Consider the following 21,314-nt stretch of genomic DNA (forward strand, 5'->3'; position numbering starts at 1 on the left):
TCTCAAAGCTCCTGTTTTTTTAAAATCGTTATGCCACGGCGCGGGAATACCACGCCGTGGCTCCGTTTGCAATTTAGCCTCTGTCCAGAGAGATTGCTGTGTACGGGATTATAGCTATCGCGCGGGCCCTCTTTATGGCCTGCCCTATTTCCCTCTGATGCTTTGCGCAGTTTCCGCTCATACGCCTTGGAAGGATCTTGCCCCTCTCGGAGATAAAAGACCTAAGCGCCCTCGCGTCCTTATAATCTATGCGAAGGTCCTTGTTCTTGCAGTAGCGGCAAACCTTCTTGCTAAAGGGCCTTCTTCCCCCGCCTTCGCCACCGGGACCGCCACCTGGACCGCCCCTAAACGGCGGCCTTGAGGGCCTCTGCGGCCTGCCCTGCGACGGCCCTGAGGGCCTCTCTGCCGGAGCTGCCGGCTGCGGCGTGGTTACTGTCGGCTGATCACTCATTGGAACCTCCTTCGGCCTTCTTCTCGGCCTTCTTTGCCCTCTCCTTTAGCCTTACGCTCTGGAAACGTATAACGTCCTCGTTATACTTGAGCATGAGCTCGAGTTCCTTGTTGGCAAGAGGCTCGGAGGTGTAGGTGAATACTACGTAATGACCTTCGTTCTTCTTTGCGATGGGATAGGAGAGCTTCTTTCTGCCCCACTCATCGATTGCCACGTCTTTACCCTCGTACTTATCGAGCGTAGACGAAGCCTTTGTTACGACGTCCTTTATTGCCTGCTCCCCGACGTCAGGGTTGACGATAAAAATCGTCTCGTAGTGCGTCTGCATCTTTTTCCTCCTTTTGGGTCCCCGTATAAAACGGGTTCGCCCCCTTCCTGATACTTAAGGGGGCAAGGGTTACTCTACGGTATATTGGGATTTTACCGTAAAACAGTATATTACTTTATACTATAATCCTTGCCAAATTGCAAGATTTTTCAAGCACCAAACGGCCCAAAACAACGCATCCTGGCGCGCAAAAAATCCAGATAAATCAAAATATTACGCCGCCAACTATACCGCAAACCTGAAATGCATCAGGTCCCCGTCCTTAACTATATACTCCTTGCCCTCGACCCGAAGAAGCCCCTTTTCCTTGCAAGCAGCCTCTGAGCCGCACTTTACAAAGTCGTCGTACGCCGTCACCTCGGCCCTGATAAACCCGCGCTCGAAGTCAGTATGTATCACTCCCGCGGCCTTCGGTGCTGTCGAACCCCTTACAACGGTCCATGCCCTTACTTCCTTCTTGCCTGCCGTGAAATACGTTATGAGCCCAAGAAGCTCGTACGCCTTTCTCGCAAGCTTATCAAGCCCTGCCTCTGTAAGCCCAAGCCCCTTTAGAAACTCATCGCGCTCGGCTCCGTCAAGCTCAGCGACCTCGGACTCAATTTTGCCGCATATCGATACGAACCCCGCGCCTTCCTTTAGAGCATACTCCTTAACGGCCTTGGCATATTTAGACTCTGCCTGAAGGTCGTCCTCGGCAACGTTGGCAACGTATATCACCGGCTTTGCAGTAATAAGCGCAAGCTCCTTGATAGCTTCGAGTGTTTTCTCCGGAAGCGTCCTTGCCAAACTGCCCTTCTCAAGCGCTGCCTTTACCTCAACGCACGCCTCATACATGGCCTTTGCGTCCTTATCACCGCTCTTGGCGGTCTTCTCAACCTTGCCGATACGCTTATCAACCGAATCCAGGTCCGCAAGTATCAGCTCGGTATTGATTGTCTCTATATCGCCAACAGGGTCGACCTTGCCGTGCACGTGCGTAATGTTCTCGTCGACAAAACACCTTACAACGTGCGCAATCGTATCTACACTTCTTATGTGCCCAAGAAACTGGTTACCAAGCCCCTCGCCCTTGCTTGCGCCCTTTACAAGCCCGGCAATGTCCACGAACTCAACGGAAGTAGGCACGACACGCTCCGGAGAAACAAGCTTCGTAAGCACCGTCAGCCGCTCATCCCTCATCGGCACCATTCCCACATTCGGATTAATGGTGCAAAACGGATAGTTCGACGCCTCTGCCCCGGCAGCTGTCATGGCATTAAATAAAGTCGACTTGCCGACATTTGGAAGACCGACTATTCCACAATTGAATCCCATCCAACCCCTCCTGCTTATTGAGGAGACTCTTGGGGGAACTTTCTGTAGAAAGTTCCCCCAGACCCCCTCAAAGACTTTTGACTGCCTGAGTCTGTCGGCCCCCGGTTGGGGGCCGACAGACTCAAGTAAAAAGTTTTTGGAGAGAGTTTGAGAGAACCTTTTTACAAAAAGGTTCTCTCAAAAATCCCCCCTCAAAAAAACATGAGCCGCCCGATGGCGGCTCATGGTGACTCTGGTATTTCTTTTTATCAGACGAGCAGCGGCGCGATGATAAGCGCTACTATGCTCATAAGCTTTATGAGTATGTTCATTGCCGGACCGGAGGTATCCTTAAACGGATCTCCAACGGTATCGCCAACGACCGCGGCCTTATGAGTATCCGAGCCTTTGCCGCCGTGTGCGCCCTTTTCGATGAACTTCTTCGCGTTATCCCATGCGCCACCTGCGTTCGCCATAAAGAGTGCGAGGAGCACGCCCGTGACGGTAGCTCCGGCAAGCATTCCGCCAAGTGCGGCTGCGCCAAGAACATATCCTACGATAACCGGAGCAACGACTGCAAGCACTCCCGGCAGTATCATTTCGCGAAGCGCAGCACTGGTGCATATCTCTATGCACTTCTCAACGTCCGGCTTTACGCCTTCCTTACCGGCAAGAAGACCCGGGATTTCCTTGAACTGCCTTCTGATCTCATTAACCATCTTGTAAGCGGCCTTACCAACACTCGTCATCGTAAGCGCGCCGATAAAGAACGGCAGTATGCCTCCGATAAAGAGGCCGATAACGACCGCCGGGTCTGTAAGCACTATTTCGAAAGTACCGCCCCTTGCTGCCGCGATGCTCTGGCTAAATGCCGCGAAAAGCGCGAGCGCGGTAAGAGCTGCCGAGCCTATAGCAAAGCCCTTGCCTATGGCGGCGGTAGTGTTGCCAAGGGCGTCGAGCGAGTCGGTAATGCTTCGAACGTCCTTGCCAAGGTGGCTCATCTCGGAGATGCCGCCGGCGTTATCTGCTATCGGGCCGTAGGCGTCGACACTCATGATGATACCGGTTGTGGCGAGCATTCCGACTGCGGCCATGCCTATACCGTAGATACCGGCAACGTGGTTGGAAACGAATATCGCTATGCAAATCGCTATTACCGGAAGAGCGCAGCTCTCGAGCCCGACTGCAATGCCTGTGATGATGTTCGTTGCCGGGCCGGTCTTACTCTGCTCTGCTATCCTTTCGACCGGTTTGGCCGAGGTGTAATGTTCGGTTATAAGGCCTATGGCAATGCCAGCGAAACATCCCACGAACACGGCCCAATACGCGTCATTGGAAACATCCATGTATCTTACGACGAAGTATCCGCCTATGAGGAAAAGGCCTGCTGCGATGAAAGTCGCGTACCTGAGAGCAGCTGCCGGGTTCCAGTTCTCTATGAACTTCATTGCGCCGATGCCAAGTATGCTGGCAACAAGGCCGACGGCAGTAAGTATTACAGGAAGGGCCATAAGGGCATATGTCGGCCCAAGCGCCGCGACCTTTGTTCCGGCGATTGCCGTTGCGCCGATGGCTATGGTCGCAACAATTGCGCCGACGTAAGATTCGAAGATATCCGCGCCGAGGCCTGCAACGTCTCCGACGTTATCGCCGACGTTATCTGCGATGACGCCAGGGTTTCTCGGGTCGTCTTCGGGGATTCCTGCCTCTATCTTGCCAACGAGGTCCGAGCCTACGTCAGCGGTCTTGGTATAGATACCGCCGCCAACACGGGCAAAGAGCGCTATGGAAGAAGCTCCCATTGCAAAGCCGTTTATAATGACGGCGTCCTGTGGATTGCCGAATATGAGAAAGAGAACTCCTACACCAAGAAGTCCGAGGCTCGCAACCGAGAGCCCCATGACAGCGCCGCCGTAGAACGCGGTAGAGAGGGCCTTACCGGCGTTCGGCTTGAACCTGTTTGCTGCTTCCGCTGTCCTTGTGTTCGCCTTTGTCGCCGCCTTCATGCCGAAAAACCCTGCAAGCATGGAACTGATGGCGCCGACGATATAGGCTATAGCCGTGAACTTGTCTATGAAGATACCTAAGAGCACAGCCACGATAACGAGGAATACAACGAGCACGGTGTACTGCTTCTTTAGATATACCATGGCCCCACGGTGTATGAGCTCCCCTATTTCCCGCATCCTGTCGTTACCGTCCGGCTGTCTCTTTATGTAGAGATAAATTACCAGGGCAAGTATAAGCCCCGCAATTGCCACTATGGGCGAAAGTTTGACTAACAATTCCATCTTTGGAATATACTCCTTTCTCTATTTTATATCTTTATAATTATTGCAACATGCGCGCCTGCTACGGTGCCAAAGAACGCGCCAAAACTCTACCTGTTAAATAAATTCATGGCCTTGTCAGCGCCGTCCTCTATCAAGACCTCTACAGCCTGGACCGCGCGGCCAAGAGCCTCGTCAATCAGAACCCTGTCGGCCTTATCAAACGAAGAAAGCACGTAGTCGGCCGTATCAACTCCAACTGGCGGCCTGCCAACGCCGACTTTGATTCTTAAAAACTCTTCCGTGCAGAGCTTTTCTATCAAGGAAGCAACGCCGTTATGGCCGCCGCTGCCGCCCTTCTTCCTTATTCTTAGCGACCCTGGCTCAGTATCGCAGTCGTCGTATATAACGACAAGGGACGAAACATCGAGCCCAAGGTCAGCTAGCAGGGCCTTTACCGGGCCGCCGCTTCTGTTCATAAAGGTAACGGGCTTGACAAGCGTAACTTCCGCGCCCTTTACAGCGCCCTTGCCGTAAACACATCCGGGCCCTTTTTCGTTTATCTTTACGCCAAAGGCAGCAGATATTTTGTCAACTGCCATGAACCCGGCATTATGCCGCGTGTCTTCGTATTCCGAGCCCGGGTTGCCGAGTCCTACTATCAAATATCCGGGCATGAAAGCCTTCCCGAGTGATAATGCGCTTCAAGAGCTTCGCCAAAGTGTGCGCAAGCCCGAAACAAACGTGCCTTACTTCTTCTTTTCCTTCGAAGCTTCCTTTGCAGGAGCAGCTTCCTTGCCTGCCTCTGCGGCTGCCTTTTCATCTTCCGGCACCTCGAAGCTCTTGGCTATCTCGGCCTTGGCCTCTTCGGCGGTCTTTACAGGAGCAACCTCTGACATCGGCACGCTCACGAGCACCACGGTCGAGCCCTTGTCGTCAAGGACCTTGGCGCCTGCGGGAACCTTTATATCTCCGATATGGAGCGACTGGCCTATGGTAAGAGAGGTAACATCTACGTCTATTGCGTCCGGAATGTCCTTTGGAAGACACTCGATATGTATGGCGCGCATTTCCTGGTGGAGTATGCCGCCCTCTGCAACACCTGCGGCCTTGCCTGTGATATTTACGCGCACGGCAACGGCGATCTTTCTGTCCATCGCGACGTTTAACATGTCGAGGTGTTCTATCTTCTCGGTTAGCGGATGACGGTCCATGTCCTTGAACATCACGATGCGCTCTTTGGCGCCATAGATATTAAGGTTCACGAGCACGTTCTTTCCGGCGTACTTCTTAAGGAGCTTCTCTACCTCTATGTCCTTCAGCTTAACAAGAAGGTTTTCCTTCATGTCCGGGCCGTATATTACGGCCGGTATGAACCCTTCCTTCCTTAGCCTTCCGGGAGCGCCCTTGCCTTCGTTTTGCCTCGGCCACGCCGAGAGTGCGACCTGTTCCATTGTCTTTCCTCCTTACTTTCTTTTCAAACCCGCTTTTGGGGCTAAATAAACAGCGAACTCACGGACTCGCCGTAGTGTATCCGCTTTATCCCCTCCGCAAGAAGCGGAGCTATGGATAAATACTTTATCTTCTTCGATGCGTTTGCCTTGCCCCTTGGTATCGTATTGGTTACGACAACCTCTTCTATCGGGCTCTTTTCTATTCTATCGATTGCGGGCCCCGAGAGTATCGCGTGCGTGCAGCAGGCATATATTCTCTTTGCCCCGTGGTCCTTTAGCGCAACCGCTGCCTGCGTCATAGTGCCTGCGGTATCGACCATGTCGTCTAGAAGGATGGCGACCTTGCCGCTTACGTCTCCTATTACGTTCATAACCTCGGAGACATTGGCCTTGGGCCTTCTCTTGTCCACTATCGCGAGATCGGCATCGAGCCTCTTTGCAAAGGCCCTTGCCCTTTCAACTCCTCCTGCGTCCGGGGAAACAACGACCACATCATCACCCTTAAACGAGCTTCTCATGTAATCAAGAAGCACAGGGGTTGCGTATATATTATCGACCGGAATGTTGAAAAAACCCTGTATCTGCCCTGCGTGCAGGTCAACGCACACGACCCTTGTAGCTCCTGCTGTTTCTATAAGGTCTGCTACGAGCTTTGCCGTAATCGGAGTTCTCGGAGCAACCTTTCTATCCTGCCTTGCGTACCCATAGTACGGAATGATGGCCGTGATGCAGCTTGCCGAGGCCCTCTTAAGGGCGTCGAGCATGATAAGAAGCTCCATCAGATTATCGTTACTCGGCGTGCAGGTGGGCTGCACGACATAGATATCGAGCCCCCTGACACTCTCTTTTATATCAACACTTATCTCGCCGTCGCTAAAGCTCTTTACCTCGGCCTTGCCAAGCGATATCTCGAGCCTCGAGCATATCTCTTCGGCCAGAGCAATGTTGGCATTTCCGGTAAACACCTTTATCTTTTCGGTAAGCGACATACCCTTTTTAATACACTCTTTGGACAATTATTTTCTCCGCCTCGAACCCTGGATGGGGCGGAAGGATTCGAACCTTCAAATGCGGGGATCAAAACCCCGTGCCTTGCCGTTTGGCTACGCCCCAGTCAACACTTAGCCGCATAACGCGTAAGGCGCGCTCACTTGCCGGAGTAACCTCTATAACCCCCTGGCCAGAAAAACCCTCATCGGCGCCTTTAACGTGCCGCTTAACTGTTCGTAGGCCTTTTTCGCCGAGGCGTAATCAAAGAACACGCCAAACACCGTGGGCCCGCTTCCGCTCATCATCGAGGCTAAAGCCCCTGCCTCTTTTAGCAGGCGCTTCATCTCGGCTATCTCCGGATGCATGGACAGGGTCACTCTTTCGAGGTCGTTTTGCATGAACGCCAATACGGCCTTGGTGTCAAACGCCCTGTCTTTTAAACTATTAAGGATATTATCTTCCGCATTTTTTGTCAAGGCCAAATTTCCGTAGACCTTTGCCGTACTTACCTGAAAACCGGGGTTCTGGAGAACATACCAGATACCAGCATCCACCCTAACATCCGTAAGCACCTCGCCGCGGCCCGTGCCAATGGCAGCAGAGCTGTCTATGAGGAAGAACGGCACGTCAGAGCCGCACTCTAACGCTATGTTTTTTAAAGCTTTTTCGTCAAGCGGCCTTCCATGAAGCACATTCAAGGCCTTCAAGACCCCTACCGCATCCGTGCTTCCTCCGGCAAGACCGGCTCCTACGGGGATGGACTTTTCTATCTTTATGGCAACCTTTTTATCTACGGCAGCGGCCTTTAAAAACAACGCTGCAGCCTTGAAGGCTATGTTGGAGGAATCTTGCGGAATATCGGCGCCACCTGCGTCGACACTTATGCCCGAGCCTTCGGACACCGTTACGGTAACGGTGTCAAAGAGTCCTATCTTGTGCATAAGGGTCGAGAGCTCGTGATAACCGTCGTCTCTCTTCCTTAAAACCTTTAAAAAGAGATTTACCTTGGCAGGACAAAGGAGCTTTAGTTCCATGTCAGGCTTTCCGAAGGTCGGAAAAGAGGACATCCCCCCCTCCCGCGCGCCTTATGAGATGATGAAGTAGAGGTTAAGAAGAACGAGCAACCCTATGAGTATGCCAGCGGCATAGTGCTGCACGATACCGGTCTGGAATGTCCGAAGCGCCGTGGACATGCCGACCACACCCTTTGCAACGCCGTTTACTATGCCATCAACTATGGCAACGTCGAAACAAAGCGATGCGCGCGCAATGAAGAAACCCCACGCCTCGACAATCGTCTTATAGGAATTGCTCACTGCGTCGTCTATAACCGCAAGCACGCGGTTCGCGAACCAGAGAAACGCCCTGCCGAGCACGCGGTAGAACCAATCGGTATCTATCGTAATAAGAGGACATGCCCTGATGGCCTTCCTCGCTATAACGAACGCAACGGCCGTAAAGGCAAGCCCTTCTAGCGCAAGCACCACGTGCTCGGCTCCGTAAGGATGGTACTCCATCGCGAACGGAAGAAGATTATAAAGCGCGCCCGGAAATATTCCGATAAGCACGCAAAGGACTGCCGCTATTATCATCGCAACCGTCATGTGGGAAGGCGGGTCTGTAACAGTATCATTATACGTGCGGTTCGTTGTCTCGCCTATGAACACAAGATACGGCACCTTGAGGGCCGCGTAGAGCATGGTTCCAAAAGAAGCGATAGTCAGGAGCACCCACGTTGTCTCGTGCCCTGCGCCAGAGACCGCTCCGAGTATTACGGGCTTTGCCACAAAACCGCTTGTAAGCGGTAGCGCTGCAATGGATAGGGCTCCAACCATATAGAGCCAGAAGGTCTTAGGCATCCTCGAGTACAGCCCTCCAAGCTCGGTCATCTTGGCAGTGCCTGCCATGAAGAGCACAGAGCCTGTTGCCATGAAGAGAAGCCCTTTGTACAGGATATGGGCAACGGCCTGCGCACTAACGCCGTTTATCGCCATCTCCGTGCCTATGCCAACGCCAACGACCATGTAGCCTACCTGGCTTACTATGGAATACGCCATGACGCGGCGTATGTCGTTCTCCATCATCGCGTATATGATGCCGTAGAGCACCATTATCACGCCTATCGGCACGAGTATCTCGGCGCCGGAGAAGCCGCGTATCAGGGCGTAGACCGCGCTCTTTGTGGTAAACGCGCAGAGGAACACGGCACCCGCCACACTTGCGCGCGGGTACGAATCCGGAAGCCACGCGTTAAGCGGCCATGCCGCTGCGTTAACGAGTATGCCAATAAGCATCATCCATGAGCCGAGACTCCCAAGCGTTATCTGCGTAAACTCTATGGAGCCTGTTTCGTGGAACACGAGCTTCATTCCACCCATAAGCAGCATGCCGCCTATGACGTGTATGAGAATATAACGGTATGCAGCGCCGTAGGACTCCTCCGTCCTTCCGGCGAGTATAAGGAATACGGAGGAAAACGCCATCGCCTCCCAGAAAATAAAGAGGGAGATAAAGTCTCCGGCAAAGACCGTGCCTATGGCGCTTCCGGCGTAGACGTAGCTCGCTATGTGGTGGCCGACCTCCTTTACATTCGAGGCATAGAGCATGCCGATAAAGGCCGCGATGGTGAACACATACGCGAACACAAGAGAGAGCTTATCTACTCGGCCAAAGATTATCTCCTCGTGCAGAAGATGAAATACGCCGTACTGGCCCGTCTTAAGCGTAAGAAGGCTTATCAGTGCCGCCACCGGAAGGATAAGCAGATACACCTGCCTTACCCTGCCCTTCATGAAAAGGGCCAGCAGCGAACCAAATATCAGAATTGCTCCGGGATGAACCCAGCTCATAACAGTACTCCCCCTACCTGATTAAAGCTTGAACGACGAACCCTTTTTCTCATAGTAATCGGATGTCCTGCCAAGCACTGCGCAGACAGCCTTTGCCAGAACCGCGAAAACGCCTACGGCTATAAGCCCCATTGCCGCGTACGCAAACGGCACGGCATCGAGTGTAGCGCCGCCTTCGTGGCGCTCGATGACGAATATATCGAGAAGCACCAGGATAAGGGCAACAGCGAGCCCCAGCCACTTAACCCTTACGTCCAGTTTTCCGTCCTTAAATACGCACATATCAACCTTACCTTTTCAGGCTTCCCTATTCAGGCCCGACTATATGGTGAATGATAGCCAGGAAAAAGTCGGGATAAATGCCTATGAACACCGATATGGCCGCCGTTATGGAGAGCGGCACCCACACAAACGGCGAGGCCTCGGTAACGCCGTCCAAGTCCTTTTCATTATCCGGCTTCTTGAAATACGCCCTGAATATTATGGGCATGAAGTAGCCGGCATTCAGTATGGAGCTTACAAGGAGCACGGCAAGGAGCGGCACCGAGTGCGCATCCAGCGTGCCTACCGCAAGGTACCACTTGCTTGTAAACCCTGCAACTGCCGGCACGCCTATCATCGAGAGCGCGCCTACTGTAAACGCAGCCATTGTATAGGGCATCTTCTTTGCTATGCCGTTTAGCTTGCTTATCTTCTTTATATGCGAGGCAACGTATATCGACCCTGCGCAGAAGAAGAGCGTTATCTTGGAGAAGGCGTGGTTCGCTATATGCAGCACGCCTCCGGTAATGCCCGCAGGGTTAAGGAGCGCCACACCGAGTATTACATAAGAGAGCTGGCTCACAGTCGAGTACGCGAGCCTTGCCTTCAAGTCGTCCTTTGTAAGCGCTATGGTCGAGGCCGCGAGTATGGTAAAGGACACGTAAAATGCCGTTGGTATGCCGAGGTTGAAGTGCGACATCACGTCGACTCCGTAGATATGGAGCATGACCCTTACAACCGAGAACACGCCGACCTTCACAACAGCGACCGCGTGGAGAAGTCCGCTAACTGGAGTTGGCGCAACCATTGCCGACGGCAGCCAGTTATGGAACGGCATGATGCCGGCCTTTGCAAAACCCATGAGGAACAATATGAAGCTGAGTATCACGAGCGCCGAAGGCATGCCGGTCGTGAATATGCCGCCCTCCTGGAAGTCCAGCGTGCCGGTCGTCATATAAGTGATGACAACGGCTGCAAGGAGCGCGGTCTTCGAAAGCCCCACGAGGTATATCATGTACTTCTTACTGCCCTCCCACGCATCCGCATCCTCGTGGTGCGCGACCAGCGGATAGGTCATGATGCTTAGCACCTCGTAGAAGAGGTAGAGCGTGAATAGGTTCGAGGAGAAGGCAACGCCAAGGGCCGAGAAGAGCGCTATCGCGAAGCATGCGAAGTACCTTGTCTGCGCGTGCTCGTTTAAGCTCCTCATGTAGCCGATAGAGTACGTTGTGGCTATTATCCAGAGGAACGACGCTGTAAAGGCGAATAGATAACCGAGCGCATCGACCTTCAGTTTAAAGTCTATGCCAGGGAGCACCGTAAAGAGATGGTACTCAACAGTTGCGCCCTTTAAGATAAGCGGGGCCATGGAGGCAACGAGCGCGAACATGACGAACGCGGCAAGGTACGACCAGAACTCCCTTAGGTTTGGCTGCTTACCCGAGAGCCAGATAAGCGGCACGGCTATTGCCGGTGCAAGGAGCGCCAGTAAAGGCGTTATGGATACGATAGTCTCGTTCATAGTATTTTAGAGGCGGCGACCGCCAGATCTATTATGCATCCCGGGTACACGCCAAGGCCGATGACCACGATAACGGCAACGATTATGACAAAGGCAAGCCCTCTGTCTTTCTCGCACATGCATGTGTCGGCATCCTTTGGCGCGTCTTTCATGTACATCAGCATTATTATCCTTATATAAAAATACGCGGCAACGGCGCTTGCAAGAAGCGCCACTATGGCTACTGCCACGAAACCCTTTTCCAGAAGCGCGACAAACACATAGAACTTGCCCATGAACCCGGCTGTCGGCGGTATGCCGGCAAGAGAGAAAAGGAATATGAGCATCACAAGTGCAGTAAGCTTGTTATTCTTGGCAAGGCCGGTATAGTCGGAAATCAGCTCGCCGCCCTTGCCGTTTCTCTTCATAAGGAGCACGACAGCGAAAGCGCCCATGTTCATGGCCGTGTAAACGGCAAGGTAGAAGAGCACCGAGGCAACACCCTGTTCGCCGTAGGCAACAAGGCCAAGGAGCGCGTACCCCGCGTGCCCTATACTTGAGTACGCTAGCATCCTCTTGATGTTCTTTTGCGCAATGGCCGTGAAGTTGCCGTATATCATGCTGGCAAGGCTTACTACAATGACCAGCACCTTCCACTGCTCATACATCGGCGCAAACCCTTCTGCAAAGACCCTAAGGAGCACGGCAAAGGCAGCTGCCTTTGCTCCAACCGACATATAAGCGGTTATCGGAGTGGGCGCGCCCTCGTACGCATCCGGGGCCCACATGTGGAACGGTACACCCGCTATCTTGAAGGCAAAGCCCGCAAACAGAAGCGTTACTGCAAGTATCATGGCAGGGCTCGCGGCATCCGCGGCCTTTAAGGCCTCGGCAACGCCGTCAAGCGCGGTAGTGCCGCAAAGGCCGTACACAAGCGATATGCCAAAGAGCATCACACCCGAGGAAAACGCGCCGAGAATGACGTACTTAAGAGCGCCCTCGTTGGAGCGTTTATCGTGCTGGGCAAAACCTACGAGCGCGTATATCGGAATGCTCATCATCTCTGTACCGACGTAGAGCATGAGAAGATCCTTACCCGAAGCCATGACCATCATGCCGCTTAGAGCAAAGAGTACCAGCACATAGTACTCGCCAAGATTTATATCCTCGTCCTTTAGGTAACGGTGCGACATCAAAATGGTCATTATCGCCGCCGCATAGAACAGGAACTTAAGGAACGCGGAGTAGTAATCCGCTGCAAACATGCCGCTAAAGGTCAATATGCCTGCGATATCCGAGCCGGTGAGCCACCACGTAGCCACTGCAGCGGCTATGACTGTAACCACACTTAGCGCGGCAACAAGGCATTTACGGTCCTTGCCGGTAAAAAGGTCGACGATGAGAATGAAGCAGGCGCCAAGGGCCACTATCATCTCCGGCAGTATCGATATAATGTCGTTTATGTTAAGTTTAAACATTTCGTATCGCCCTTACTTCACGTGAGTTGCGGCCGTGCTTGCGGCGTCAACGGCCTTTGACGCATCTACCGCAACAGCCGGTATCTTTTCACACGCCTCGGCAGGCAGGGAAGCGCCGACCTGCCCAAGTAGATGGTCAATTGAGCTGTGCATTATCTCAAGGAACCCCATGGGCTTTAAGCCCACCCATACAACGAATATCATGAAACCCATAAGGGCTATGAACTCCCTTAAATTTATATCGCTTATCTTATGGCCGTGCGAGTCATGATGCCCGCCGCCGTGCGAATCTCCGTGGCCTCCGTGGCTGTCGCCGTGGCCGTTTGCGCCAAAAGCAACGCGCTTGTACATGACAAGCATATACGCCGCGCCGACTATTACGCCGACAAGGAGGATGGCAAGATAGAACTTCCACACAGCGTACGCGCCAATCAGTATCAACAGCTCGCCTATGAAGCCGTTGGTGCCTGGGAACCCGAGCGAGGCAAGCGAGAATATAAAGAGGAACACGGCGTAGAACGGCACGAGGCGCGCGGCCCAGCCGTAGTCTTTGAGCATCCTCGTGTGAGTACGCTCGTATATTATGCCAACACATAGGAAGAGCGCGCCGCTCGTTATGCCGTGATTAAACATCTGAAGCACAGCGCCCTCGACCGCGTTCTTGTTAAAAAGGAAAAGTCCGAGAGTGACAAAGCCCATGTGGCTGACGCTAGAATAGGCGATCAGCTTTTTCATGTCTTCCTGGGCAAGGGCCAGGAACGCCCCGTAGATTATGGCTATAATAGAAAGTATTATTATCGGAAGCGCAAAGTAGTGCGAGGCCTCCGGGAACATCGGCATAAGGAAACGAAGGAACCCGTATGTGCCCATCTTAAGGAGCACTCCGGCAAGGATGATACTTCCGGCGGTCGGGGCCTCGACGTGCGCATCAGGCAACCACGTATGGAACGGGAACATCGGCACCTTGATGGCAAAGGCGATAAAGAAGAGTATGAAGCACATCGCCTGGAAACTGAAGGCGTACTTTACCGTCATCAGTACCGGTATGTCGAAGGTCTTGCCGCCCGCATAGTAGAGCGCAATGATGCCGACAAGAAGGAGCACGCTTCCGGCAAGCGTATAGAGGAAGAACTTAACCGCCGAGTAAACGCGCCTCGGCCCTCCCCAAACACCTATTATAAGGTACATGGGGATTAGCATCGCCTCCCAGAATAGATAGAAGAGGACAAAGTCGAGTGCGCAGAACACGCCGACCATCGCGCCCTGAAGGACCAGAAGCGCTATCATGAACTCCCTTACCCTCGTCTGTATGGCGCTCCATGAGGCAAGCACGCATATCCAGCCGACAAGTGCGGTGAGGAATATAAAGAGCACGCTTATGCCGTCGATGCCCATGTAGTACTGGATATTGAGAGCCTCTATCCACTTATATCTCTCGACAAACTGCATCTCATGTGTGCCGGTCTTAAAGGCGAGCACAAGGATTATGGAAAGGACGAAATCCACCACGGTAAAGACGAGTGCCGCCCACCTTGCCGAATTATCGCTCCTGGCAAAGAGGAATATAAGTGCCGCGCCGATAAACGGCACGAACGTCAGCACGCTCAAAAGCCTTTCGTTAAGAAGCGGTATGCCCTGTAAAAATTCCACTTATTCCTCTCTACTCCTTTAAAGTATCGGCATCGTCTGCGTTATAGATGCCCCTATTTCTTACAAGCGCGATGAGGATAGCCAGCGCAACAGCGACCTCAGCGGCGGCAACGGTTATCGTGAATACCGCAAATATCTGCCCTCTTAAATCGCCAAGATAATGCGAGAACGCGACGAGATTGATGTTAACGGAATTTAACATGAGCTCTATCGACATGAGCATCACTATCACGTTACGCCTAAAGAGCACTCCCGCTGCCCCTATGACAAAGAGCACTGAGGCAAGCGCAACGCAGTATCCTACCGGTATAGTGGATGTCAATTCCATCTTTTCCTCGCAAGAACGATTGCCCCGACCATCGCGGCAAGGAGCAGTATCGAAACAGCCTCGAATGGCAGTAGATACGTCGTAAAGAGCGCCCTTGCCAGGCCCTCGACCTCTATCTCGGCCTTTATCGCCGGGATGGAGAGCTTATCGAAGCTCGAGCCGAAGGCAACGAACAGAAACTCTATCAGAACAAGCGGCGCAAGTATATAGGCATACCACGCGCCCTTTGACGCAATCCTCTCTATAAGCACCTTTCTCATATCGAGCACCATGACGGCAAAGAGAAATAACACCATCACCGCACCTACGTAGATAAATATCTGCACAACGGCAAGAAACGGAGAACCAAGGAGCACGAATATGCAGGCCACCTGGAAAAAGCAGACCATAAGCGCAAGGGCGCTGTGCACAGGGTTCCTAAGCGTCACGACACCGAGGGCCGTTACCACCGCCACGAATGCGAATATGAAGAAAAAGAGTTTTTCCATGATTACCCTATAATCCCCTTATACCTTGTTCCACCAATCTGACTGCTTCCAGAGGTCCCCGGCCTTTACCTTTATCGTGCCGTCCTTTTCCTTTACAAGCTTTGCCTTCACAAGCACGCCGCCCTCGAAGTGCTGCGGTATGCTCTGCTCTTTTAAAAGATCGTCTATGTGCTTAACTGCGGTGTCTCTATCAAAGCACGCAAGCTCGAACTCCCTGCCCATCCTTACGGCTGTGGTCGGGCACGCGTCCTCGCAGTACCCGCAGAAGAGGCATCTTACGAGATCCACCTTCCACACCGCAGGCACCCTGTCCGCTATGCCTCTACCAGAGTTATCCTCCATCGGCACAACCGTTATACAGCGCGTGGGGCACGCCTTCACGCAGAGCTCGCACGCCACACAGAGCTCCTGGCCCTTCTCGTTCTTATTGAGGGTGTGCATGCCGCGAAACCTCTTATACGGTATCCACTTCTCCTCGTCGGGATAACGGTGCGTAACGCTCCTCGAGACGTTGTACGCAAGTGTGAGCGTAAGCCCTTTTATGAAGTCTATGAACAGTATTTTCTTTATAAGTTCCATCATAATCGGCCTTAGCTAAGGTATATCCTCATAATTCCGGTTACGAGCAGCGTAACAAGTGAAAGCGGTATAAGTATCTTCCACCCAATCGTCATCAGCTGGTCATAACGGTAACGTGGTATCGTGAACCTGAGCCACATAAAGAAGTATATGAACGCCGCAATCTTTACAAAGAACCAGAACACCGGCGGTATCGGTATGGGGAAGTTAAGTATTCCCGCAAACGGGTCCTGCCATCCTCCGAAGAAAAATAGCACCGAGAAAACGGAAACAGAGAAGAGTGCCACGTACTCGGCAAGCATGAAGAAGGAGAAAAGCATGCCGCTGTATTCTACGTTATACCCGGCCGCAAGAACGCCCTCGTCCTCGGGAAGGTCGAACGGTATTCTGTTCATCTCCGCTATGCCGGCAACAAGGAATATGAAGAACCATATCGGCCCTACCGGCAGATAGAACACGTTCCAGTTCCAGAAGCCTCCGCCCTGCGCCCTTACTATATCGCCAAGATTAAGCGTGTTTGTGAGCATAACAACACCTACGACTGCGAAGGTCATGGCGACTTCGTAGCTAATCATCTGCGCAGTGCTCCGAAGTCCGCCAAGGAGCGCGTACTTCGAATTGGATGCCCAGCCGCCAAAAATTATGCCGTACACCGCAAGCCCTGAGAGGGCAAGCACGTATATGACGCCGACGTTCATGTTCGAAACAGACAGGGTGATTTCCTTATTTATGAACGGTATGGTCACGTTCTCGCCAAAGGGCACGACAGCCATCGCCATCATTATCGGCACCATTGCCATGAACGGCGCTATAATGAATATCAGCTTATCGGCCTTTGTCGGTATGAGTATTTCCTTAACGAGCATCTTTATCGTATCCGCAAGCGGCTGCAGTATGCCGTGCGGCCCTACCCTGAACGGACCAAGCCTCGCGTGTATGTGGCCCGCGACCTTTCTCTCTATCCAGGTAAGCGGCATCGGAAGAGAGAACAGCACGCCAACAAGCACCATTATCTTCACCATGATTATGGCAAAGTCAATGACCAGCGACCAGTTTATGGCGTCTATCAGGACCTGCATCTACTTACTATCTCTTCCTTCCCCACATGTAATTTAGCATATCCATGTACCTCATGTTCATGCCGCGCACTATCGAATGCACGGTAAATACAACGCTCCTCATGAGCTTGTAGACCACCCACGGATGCTTCTCGACTATCGCCTCGAACTCTTTTCTCTCAATCGTATAGACCTCGATGTCGGTCACGGCGATGATGGTCGCAGACCTCGGTCTTCCGTCAAGAAAGCTCATCTCGCCGAATATCTCGCCTTCCTTCATGAGGGTCAGCGTAAAGAGCTCGCCGTCTGCCGCTGTCTTACAGGCCTTTACCTCGCCCTTCTTGAGTATATACAGGCTCTCTCCGTCTTCGGCATCGCTAAATATCTTATCCCCTGTCTTGTACGACTTCTCGTGAAGAAGCTTCGCTACGACCTCGAGTTCCTTGTCTTCGAGATCAACGAAGAACGGCACCTTGCCGAGGCTTTTTATGTCTATCGCGCCCATCGAGTCCTCCTCTTTGCCGGCCAGGTTTTGGCCGGAAGTTTTAAGGTCATTTGCGCCTTGGCGCCACACTTACGCGCGGCGCGCCGATACCCGCCTCAAAAAACATGTTCGCAGGACTATCCGCGTAATTCTCCGGCACGAACACCACATCGGGTCTCGTGCCGCTGTTTACCCTCAAGGAAAAAACCGCCTTAACGCCTTCTGCGCCCGTAACCTCTATTTCATCGCCTGGGTTAAGCCCAAGCTTCTTGGCCTCGGAGGCCGCCATCTCTACAACAGGGCCTGAGATAAAGCTCCCTATGACCTTTGAATGCGCCGTAAGAGTGCCTGAATAATAAAGATGGTTGCCTGTCACAAGATGATAGGGCCTTAAAGGGGCGCCGTCTATAATCTCGGTCTCCTTCATCTTCGGCGCGCTGGCCTGCTTTGCCTGCCCCGCATCCGAATCGCCAAGCAAAAATCCCTCGGTTGTCTCAACGCCGGCGGCAGCGCCCGAGTACCTCGTAACCGTCTTTTCTATCTCCGAGAGCACTGCGTCTGCATCGGATGAGAACTCCGCGCCGCCCATTGCCATGCCGCCTATTGCGGCAATTATCTCAAGGTCGTCCTTTGCCTCGCCTGCAGGTTTTCTTAACATGTTTATGCGCTGAACCCTGCCCTCCTGGCTCGTGACAGTGCCGTTTTTCTCAACAAACATCGCGCCCGGAAGAACAAGATCAGCGGCCTTGGCCGTCTCTGTCATGAACACATCCTGCACAACAAGGAACTTTATCTTTTTAAGGGCTTCCTTAACAAGCGCTGCCCCTGGGTAAGATGCTACAACATCCTCGCCAACGACATAGAGCATGTCGAGACCTTCCGAAGCGGCCTTCTTCATAAGCCCTTCTGCTCCGAGCCCTTTTGAAGAAACATCCGAATATCCCGGGCCAAAGGCCGGATGCACGCCCATATCCCACGCGCCCCTCTGGTTGGTCCTGTCGAGAAGCGGCATCACGCGGACATCCTTCTTAAGAACTTTCAGCATATCCTTTAGAAGCTGCATCTCATTTATGCCGTCCGAGTTCCTCATCATATCGATACCGGCCATGAGAGCGATCGTCTCTGAGGCCTTGAGCCTCTTTGCCGCGCCTTTTACATCATCTGAGCTGACGCCTGCTTCCTTGGCAAGAGAATCAACGGTCTTTCCACCTAACAAATCAACGCCCTTTATGCCCGCGAACTTATCGGCGCCTTCTTCTTTAATAGCTGCGCATACGCCGAGTATAAGAGCGCCAAGCCTTGCCGGAGCGTGACGAAGCGTCAGCATCGCGGACCTGTCGAGCTTCATGCCGCGCGGCGAGGCGATGATGATGTTCTTTCTCCTCGCATTCGACATGATACGGACTATATAATCCGTGACCGGGTTCTCATCCGATATCTGCGAGCCCAGTATGAATATCGCCGCCTGATCCATGCACCCGTACGCCGTCACGGCCTTCCCGGATACCTCTACCGCGTGCATGAAAGCAGCAGAAGCGGCCTCGCTCCAGCGCGATGCCGAATCTATATTGGCGGTCTTAAGCGTTGTTCTCGCAACCTTTTGCAAAAGGTAGAGCTCCTCGTTAGTTAGCCTTGCAGAAGCTATGACGCCTGTCTTTTCGCCTGAGGCGGTCTTTATATTGCGCTGCATCACCGAATACGCTTCTTCCCACGTAATGGGCTCGAATATGCCGTTTTTCTTAAGAAGCGGCGTTGTAATGCGCTTGGTGCTGTTTACGAAATCGAAACCAAAGCGGCCTCTCGCGCAAAGGAGCTTGTCGTTAAAACCGGCGCCCTCTTTGGCAATGCTTCTTACGGCCGTGCCTGCCCTCTCCTCAACGGTTATGCGGCACCCGGTCGCGCAGTACGGGCAAACGCTCTTTACGCCCTTTAAGTCCCACGGCCTTGCCGTGTAGCGGTAGGGTTTACGCATAAAGCAGCCGCACGGGCAGACCTCGATACACATGCCGCAGTGGTCGCAGTCGAGCTGGGTTTTAAGAAAGCTCGTCATCTCCTGGCCGCTTCCGCGCCCAAGCGCGCCGAGTACGCCTCTACCAACTATTTCGTCGCAAGCCCTAACACACCTCATGCACTGCACGCAGCGGTTCGAGTTCTTAACTATTACCGGGCTTAAAACGTAATCCTTCTCATGGAACACCCTCTTTGTTTCGCTGTAGCTGCCCTTTCTCGGGCCGTGCTCGAATACCATATCCTGAAGCTCGCACTCGCCTGCCTTATCGCACACAGGGCAATCGAAGGCATGGTTGCTAAGGAGAAACTCGAGCATCGCGGCACGCGCACTTACGACCTGCGGCGAATGCGTAAAGACCTCCATGCCAGGGATGACAGGCGTAATACAGGAGGGCTGAAGCTTCTTCTGGCCACCGATCTCTATGATGCACATCCTGCAGGAACCAAGCCCGGAAAGCTTTGCCTGATAGCAAAACGTCGGGATGGTGACGCCTGCTTCCTTCGCCGCGTCCAGGATAAGAGTGCCGTCGTTTACCGTGACCTCTTTGCCGTTTACCTTTAACGTAATCATAGTTCGTATCCGCCCTCTACCATGCACTTCTTATGCTCGGCATGGTGGACGAACTCTTCCCTGAAGTTTTTCATAAACCCTCTTAGCGCCATTACGGCTCCGTCGCCAAGCGGGCAGAACGTGCGTCCGAAAATATTGTTGCAAATGCGCTCGAGCTCTTCGACATCGGCCATGGTGCCTTCATTGTGCTCGAGCCTCTTTAATATCTTTGTCAGCCAGATGGTCCCTTCGCGACACGGCGTGCACTTGCCGCAGGACTCGTGGCTAAAAAACCTTGTTATGATGTACGAGGCCTTGACCATGCATGTAGAGTCGTCCATAACGACCACTGCGCCGCTGCCAAGCATGCTGCCCTTTGCGGCCAGAGAATCGAAGTCCATCGGAGTGTCCAAATCTTTTTCCGTAAGCAGCGGCGCGGAAACTCCGCCCGGTATCACGGCCTTGAACTTACGGCCCTCTCTCATACCGCCGCAGTGCTTGAATATGATGTCCCTTACGGGCGTGCCCATCGGAAGCTCGAAAAGACCCGGCTTTTTAACATGTCCGCTTACGCAGAAAATCTTTGGCCCCGGGCTTTTCTCCGGGCCCATGCTCTTGAACCATGCTACACCCTTTTCAACGATTGCAGGCACGCAGGCAAGCGTTTCGACGTTATTTATGACCGTCGGCTTTGCGTAAAGGCCGGCAAGGGCCGGGAACGGCGGCTTCTTTCTCGGCTGGCCTCTTAACCCTTCGATAGATTCGAGAAGCGCGGTTTCCTCGCCGCATATGTAAGCGCCAAAGCCTCTGTGCACGTACATGTCGTGCGAGAAGCCGGTTCCGAGTATATTTTTACCGAGATAACCCTTTTTATACGCCTCATCTATAGCGGCCTCGAGCCTCTTTGCTCCGAATGCGAACTCGCCCCTGATGTATATGTACGACGCAACGGCCCCGAGCGCATAGCTTGCGATTATCATCCCCTCTACAAGAAGATGCGGGTCGTTGTCCATAATGCCTCTGTCCTTGTACGTGCCCGGCTCACCCTCGTCGGCGTTACAGCAGAGGTACTTTGGCCCGGTAAAGTCCTTTGGCACAAAGCTCCACTTAAGCCCTGTGGGGAAGCCTGCGCCGCCGCGTCCGCGAAGCCCCGAGTCCTTCATGAGCTGGATAAGCTCATCCGGGTTCTTCTTTAACGCGAGCGCCAACGCCTTATACCCGCCTCCGGCCTCGTACACGGAAAGCTTATAGGCATTCGGGTTATTCAGATTTTTAAGAAGTACCGGTTCCAT

At 53.1% G+C, this 21,314-nt stretch carries 20 protein-coding genes and 1 tRNA gene; all 21 read right to left on the minus strand.

The annotated features are described in order from the left end of the window. Positions 1-73: 73 nt before the first annotated feature. The 21 genes from rpsR to nuoF all read right to left on the minus strand — a co-directional run bounded on the left by rpsR (position 74) and on the right by nuoF (position 21,314). Positions 74-451 (minus strand): 30S ribosomal protein S18, encoded by a 378-nt coding sequence (gene rpsR, locus OEV59_02950; GenBank protein ID MDH4226702.1) that lies wholly within the window; start codon positions 449-451, stop codon positions 74-76. After that, the gene (gene rpsF, locus OEV59_02955; GenBank protein MDH4226703.1) at positions 444-779 is read right to left on the minus strand and encodes a 30S ribosomal protein S6; all 336 of its coding nucleotides are present in this window, start codon (positions 777-779) and stop codon (positions 444-446) included. Before rpsF ends, rpsR begins: the two co-directional genes overlap by 8 nt. 225 nt (positions 780-1,004) lie before the next feature. Further along, positions 1,005-2,093, minus strand: a complete 1,089-nt coding sequence (ychF, locus tag OEV59_02960; GenBank protein MDH4226704.1) for a redox-regulated ATPase YchF — start codon at positions 2,091-2,093, stop codon at positions 1,005-1,007. 248 nt (positions 2,094-2,341) lie between these two features. Next, the gene (locus OEV59_02965) at positions 2,342-4,363 is read right to left on the minus strand and encodes a sodium-translocating pyrophosphatase (protein MDH4226705.1); all 2,022 of its coding nucleotides are present in this window, start codon (positions 4,361-4,363) and stop codon (positions 2,342-2,344) included. Between the two features lie 89 nt (positions 4,364-4,452). Further along, positions 4,453-5,007 (minus strand): aminoacyl-tRNA hydrolase, encoded by a 555-nt coding sequence (pth, locus tag OEV59_02970; protein MDH4226706.1) that lies wholly within the window; start codon positions 5,005-5,007, stop codon positions 4,453-4,455. 84 nt (positions 5,008-5,091) lie between these two features. Beyond that, positions 5,092-5,796, minus strand: a complete 705-nt coding sequence (locus tag OEV59_02975; GenBank protein MDH4226707.1) for a 50S ribosomal protein L25 — start codon at positions 5,794-5,796, stop codon at positions 5,092-5,094. Between the two features lie 41 nt (positions 5,797-5,837). Continuing rightward, positions 5,838-6,785: a ribose-phosphate pyrophosphokinase gene (locus OEV59_02980; GenBank protein ID MDH4226708.1), complete on the minus strand. Its 948-nt coding sequence runs from the start codon at positions 6,783-6,785 to the stop codon at positions 5,838-5,840. Positions 6,786-6,834: 49 nt separating this feature from the next. Continuing rightward, positions 6,835-6,909 (minus strand) — tRNA-Gln (locus OEV59_02985). A 53-nt stretch (positions 6,910-6,962) separates the two neighbouring features. After that, entirely contained in the window at positions 6,963-7,853 is an 891-nt protein-coding gene (gene ispE, locus OEV59_02990; protein MDH4226709.1) for a 4-(cytidine 5'-diphospho)-2-C-methyl-D-erythritol kinase, read from the minus strand. An 18-nt stretch (positions 7,854-7,871) separates the two neighbouring features. Further along, complete coding sequence (locus OEV59_02995) at positions 7,872-9,635, minus strand: Na(+)/H(+) antiporter subunit D (GenBank protein MDH4226710.1); 1,764 nt, start codon at positions 9,633-9,635, stop codon at positions 7,872-7,874. 21 nt (positions 9,636-9,656) lie between these two features. Further along, positions 9,657-9,917 carry a hypothetical protein gene (locus OEV59_03000; GenBank protein MDH4226711.1) on the minus strand — a complete coding sequence of 87 codons (261 nt, stop codon included), beginning with the start codon at positions 9,915-9,917 and terminating at the stop codon, positions 9,657-9,659. Between the two features lie 25 nt (positions 9,918-9,942). After that, positions 9,943-11,418: a monovalent cation/H+ antiporter subunit D family protein gene (locus tag OEV59_03005; protein ID MDH4226712.1), complete on the minus strand. Its 1,476-nt coding sequence runs from the start codon at positions 11,416-11,418 to the stop codon at positions 9,943-9,945. After that, entirely contained in the window at positions 11,415-12,875 is a 1,461-nt protein-coding gene (locus tag OEV59_03010; GenBank protein MDH4226713.1) for an NADH-quinone oxidoreductase subunit N, read from the minus strand. Before OEV59_03010 ends, OEV59_03005 begins: the two co-directional genes overlap by 4 nt. A gap of 12 nt (positions 12,876-12,887) precedes the next feature. Further along, positions 12,888-14,525 (minus strand): NADH-quinone oxidoreductase subunit M, encoded by a 1,638-nt coding sequence (locus OEV59_03015; GenBank protein MDH4226714.1) that lies wholly within the window; start codon positions 14,523-14,525, stop codon positions 12,888-12,890. A gap of 10 nt (positions 14,526-14,535) precedes the next feature. Continuing rightward, positions 14,536-14,853: an NADH-quinone oxidoreductase subunit NuoK gene (nuoK, locus tag OEV59_03020; protein ID MDH4226715.1), complete on the minus strand. Its 318-nt coding sequence runs from the start codon at positions 14,851-14,853 to the stop codon at positions 14,536-14,538. Further along, on the minus strand, positions 14,844-15,341 hold the full coding sequence (locus OEV59_03025) for an NADH-quinone oxidoreductase subunit J (protein ID MDH4226716.1): 498 nt from the start codon (positions 15,339-15,341) through the stop codon (positions 14,844-14,846). Before OEV59_03025 ends, nuoK begins: the two co-directional genes overlap by 10 nt. A gap of 18 nt (positions 15,342-15,359) precedes the next feature. Beyond that, positions 15,360-15,923: an NADH-quinone oxidoreductase subunit I gene (locus OEV59_03030; protein ID MDH4226717.1), complete on the minus strand. Its 564-nt coding sequence runs from the start codon at positions 15,921-15,923 to the stop codon at positions 15,360-15,362. 8 nt (positions 15,924-15,931) lie between these two features. Beyond that, positions 15,932-16,999, minus strand: coding sequence for an NADH-quinone oxidoreductase subunit NuoH (gene nuoH, locus OEV59_03035; GenBank protein MDH4226718.1), 1,068 nt, complete (start codon positions 16,997-16,999; stop codon positions 15,932-15,934). A gap of 7 nt (positions 17,000-17,006) precedes the next feature. Further along, positions 17,007-17,483, minus strand: a complete 477-nt coding sequence (locus OEV59_03040; protein MDH4226719.1) for a cyclic nucleotide-binding domain-containing protein — start codon at positions 17,481-17,483, stop codon at positions 17,007-17,009. A 46-nt stretch (positions 17,484-17,529) separates the two neighbouring features. Then, entirely contained in the window at positions 17,530-20,043 is a 2,514-nt protein-coding gene (gene nuoG / locus OEV59_03045) for an NADH-quinone oxidoreductase subunit NuoG (protein MDH4226720.1), read from the minus strand. Further along, a complete protein-coding gene (gene nuoF / locus OEV59_03050; GenBank protein ID MDH4226721.1) occupies positions 20,040-21,314 on the minus strand; it encodes an NADH-quinone oxidoreductase subunit NuoF in 1,275 nt (424 codons plus the stop codon). The genes nuoG and nuoF overlap by 4 nt, the downstream gene beginning before the upstream one ends.

The sequence above is a fragment of the Deltaproteobacteria bacterium genome, from assembly GCA_029858205.1.
Lineage (GTDB): Bacteria > Desulfobacterota > GWC2-55-46 > GWC2-55-46 > DRQE01 > JAOUFM01.

Excerpts from the sequence above, each read along its gene's own strand:
- rpsR (MDH4226702.1), bottom strand. The coding sequence starts at position 451 with ATGAGTGATCAGCCGACAGTAACCACGCCGCAGCCGGCAGCTCCGGCA.
- rpsF (MDH4226703.1), bottom strand. The coding sequence starts at position 779 with ATGCAGACGCACTACGAGACGATTTTTATCGTCAACCCTGACGTCGGG.
- ychF (MDH4226704.1), bottom strand. The coding sequence starts at position 2,093 with ATGGGATTCAATTGTGGAATAGTCGGTCTTCCAAATGTCGGCAAGTCG.
- OEV59_02965 (MDH4226705.1), bottom strand. The coding sequence starts at position 4,363 with ATGGAATTGTTAGTCAAACTTTCGCCCATAGTGGCAATTGCGGGGCTT.
- OEV59_02975 (MDH4226707.1), bottom strand. The coding sequence starts at position 5,796 with ATGGAACAGGTCGCACTCTCGGCGTGGCCGAGGCAAAACGAAGGCAAG.
- OEV59_02980 (MDH4226708.1), bottom strand. The coding sequence starts at position 6,785 with ATGTCGCTTACCGAAAAGATAAAGGTGTTTACCGGAAATGCCAACATT.
- ispE (MDH4226709.1), bottom strand. The coding sequence starts at position 7,853 with ATGTCCTCTTTTCCGACCTTCGGAAAGCCTGACATGGAACTAAAGCTC.
- OEV59_02995 (MDH4226710.1), bottom strand. The coding sequence starts at position 9,635 with ATGAGCTGGGTTCATCCCGGAGCAATTCTGATATTTGGTTCGCTGCTG.
- OEV59_03000 (MDH4226711.1), bottom strand. The coding sequence starts at position 9,917 with ATGTGCGTATTTAAGGACGGAAAACTGGACGTAAGGGTTAAGTGGCTG.
- OEV59_03005 (MDH4226712.1), bottom strand. The coding sequence starts at position 11,418 with ATGAACGAGACTATCGTATCCATAACGCCTTTACTGGCGCTCCTTGCA.
- OEV59_03010 (MDH4226713.1), bottom strand. The coding sequence starts at position 12,875 with ATGTTTAAACTTAACATAAACGACATTATATCGATACTGCCGGAGATG.
- nuoK (MDH4226715.1), bottom strand. The coding sequence starts at position 14,853 with ATGGAATTGACATCCACTATACCGGTAGGATACTGCGTTGCGCTTGCC.
- OEV59_03025 (MDH4226716.1), bottom strand. The coding sequence starts at position 15,341 with ATGGAAAAACTCTTTTTCTTCATATTCGCATTCGTGGCGGTGGTAACG.
- OEV59_03030 (MDH4226717.1), bottom strand. The coding sequence starts at position 15,923 with ATGATGGAACTTATAAAGAAAATACTGTTCATAGACTTCATAAAAGGG.
- nuoH (MDH4226718.1), bottom strand. The coding sequence starts at position 16,999 with ATGCAGGTCCTGATAGACGCCATAAACTGGTCGCTGGTCATTGACTTT.
- OEV59_03040 (MDH4226719.1), bottom strand. The coding sequence starts at position 17,483 with ATGGGCGCGATAGACATAAAAAGCCTCGGCAAGGTGCCGTTCTTCGTT.
- nuoG (MDH4226720.1), bottom strand. The coding sequence starts at position 20,043 with ATGATTACGTTAAAGGTAAACGGCAAAGAGGTCACGGTAAACGACGGC.
- nuoF (MDH4226721.1), bottom strand. The coding sequence starts at position 21,314 with ATGGAACCGGTACTTCTTAAAAATCTGAATAACCCGAATGCCTATAAG.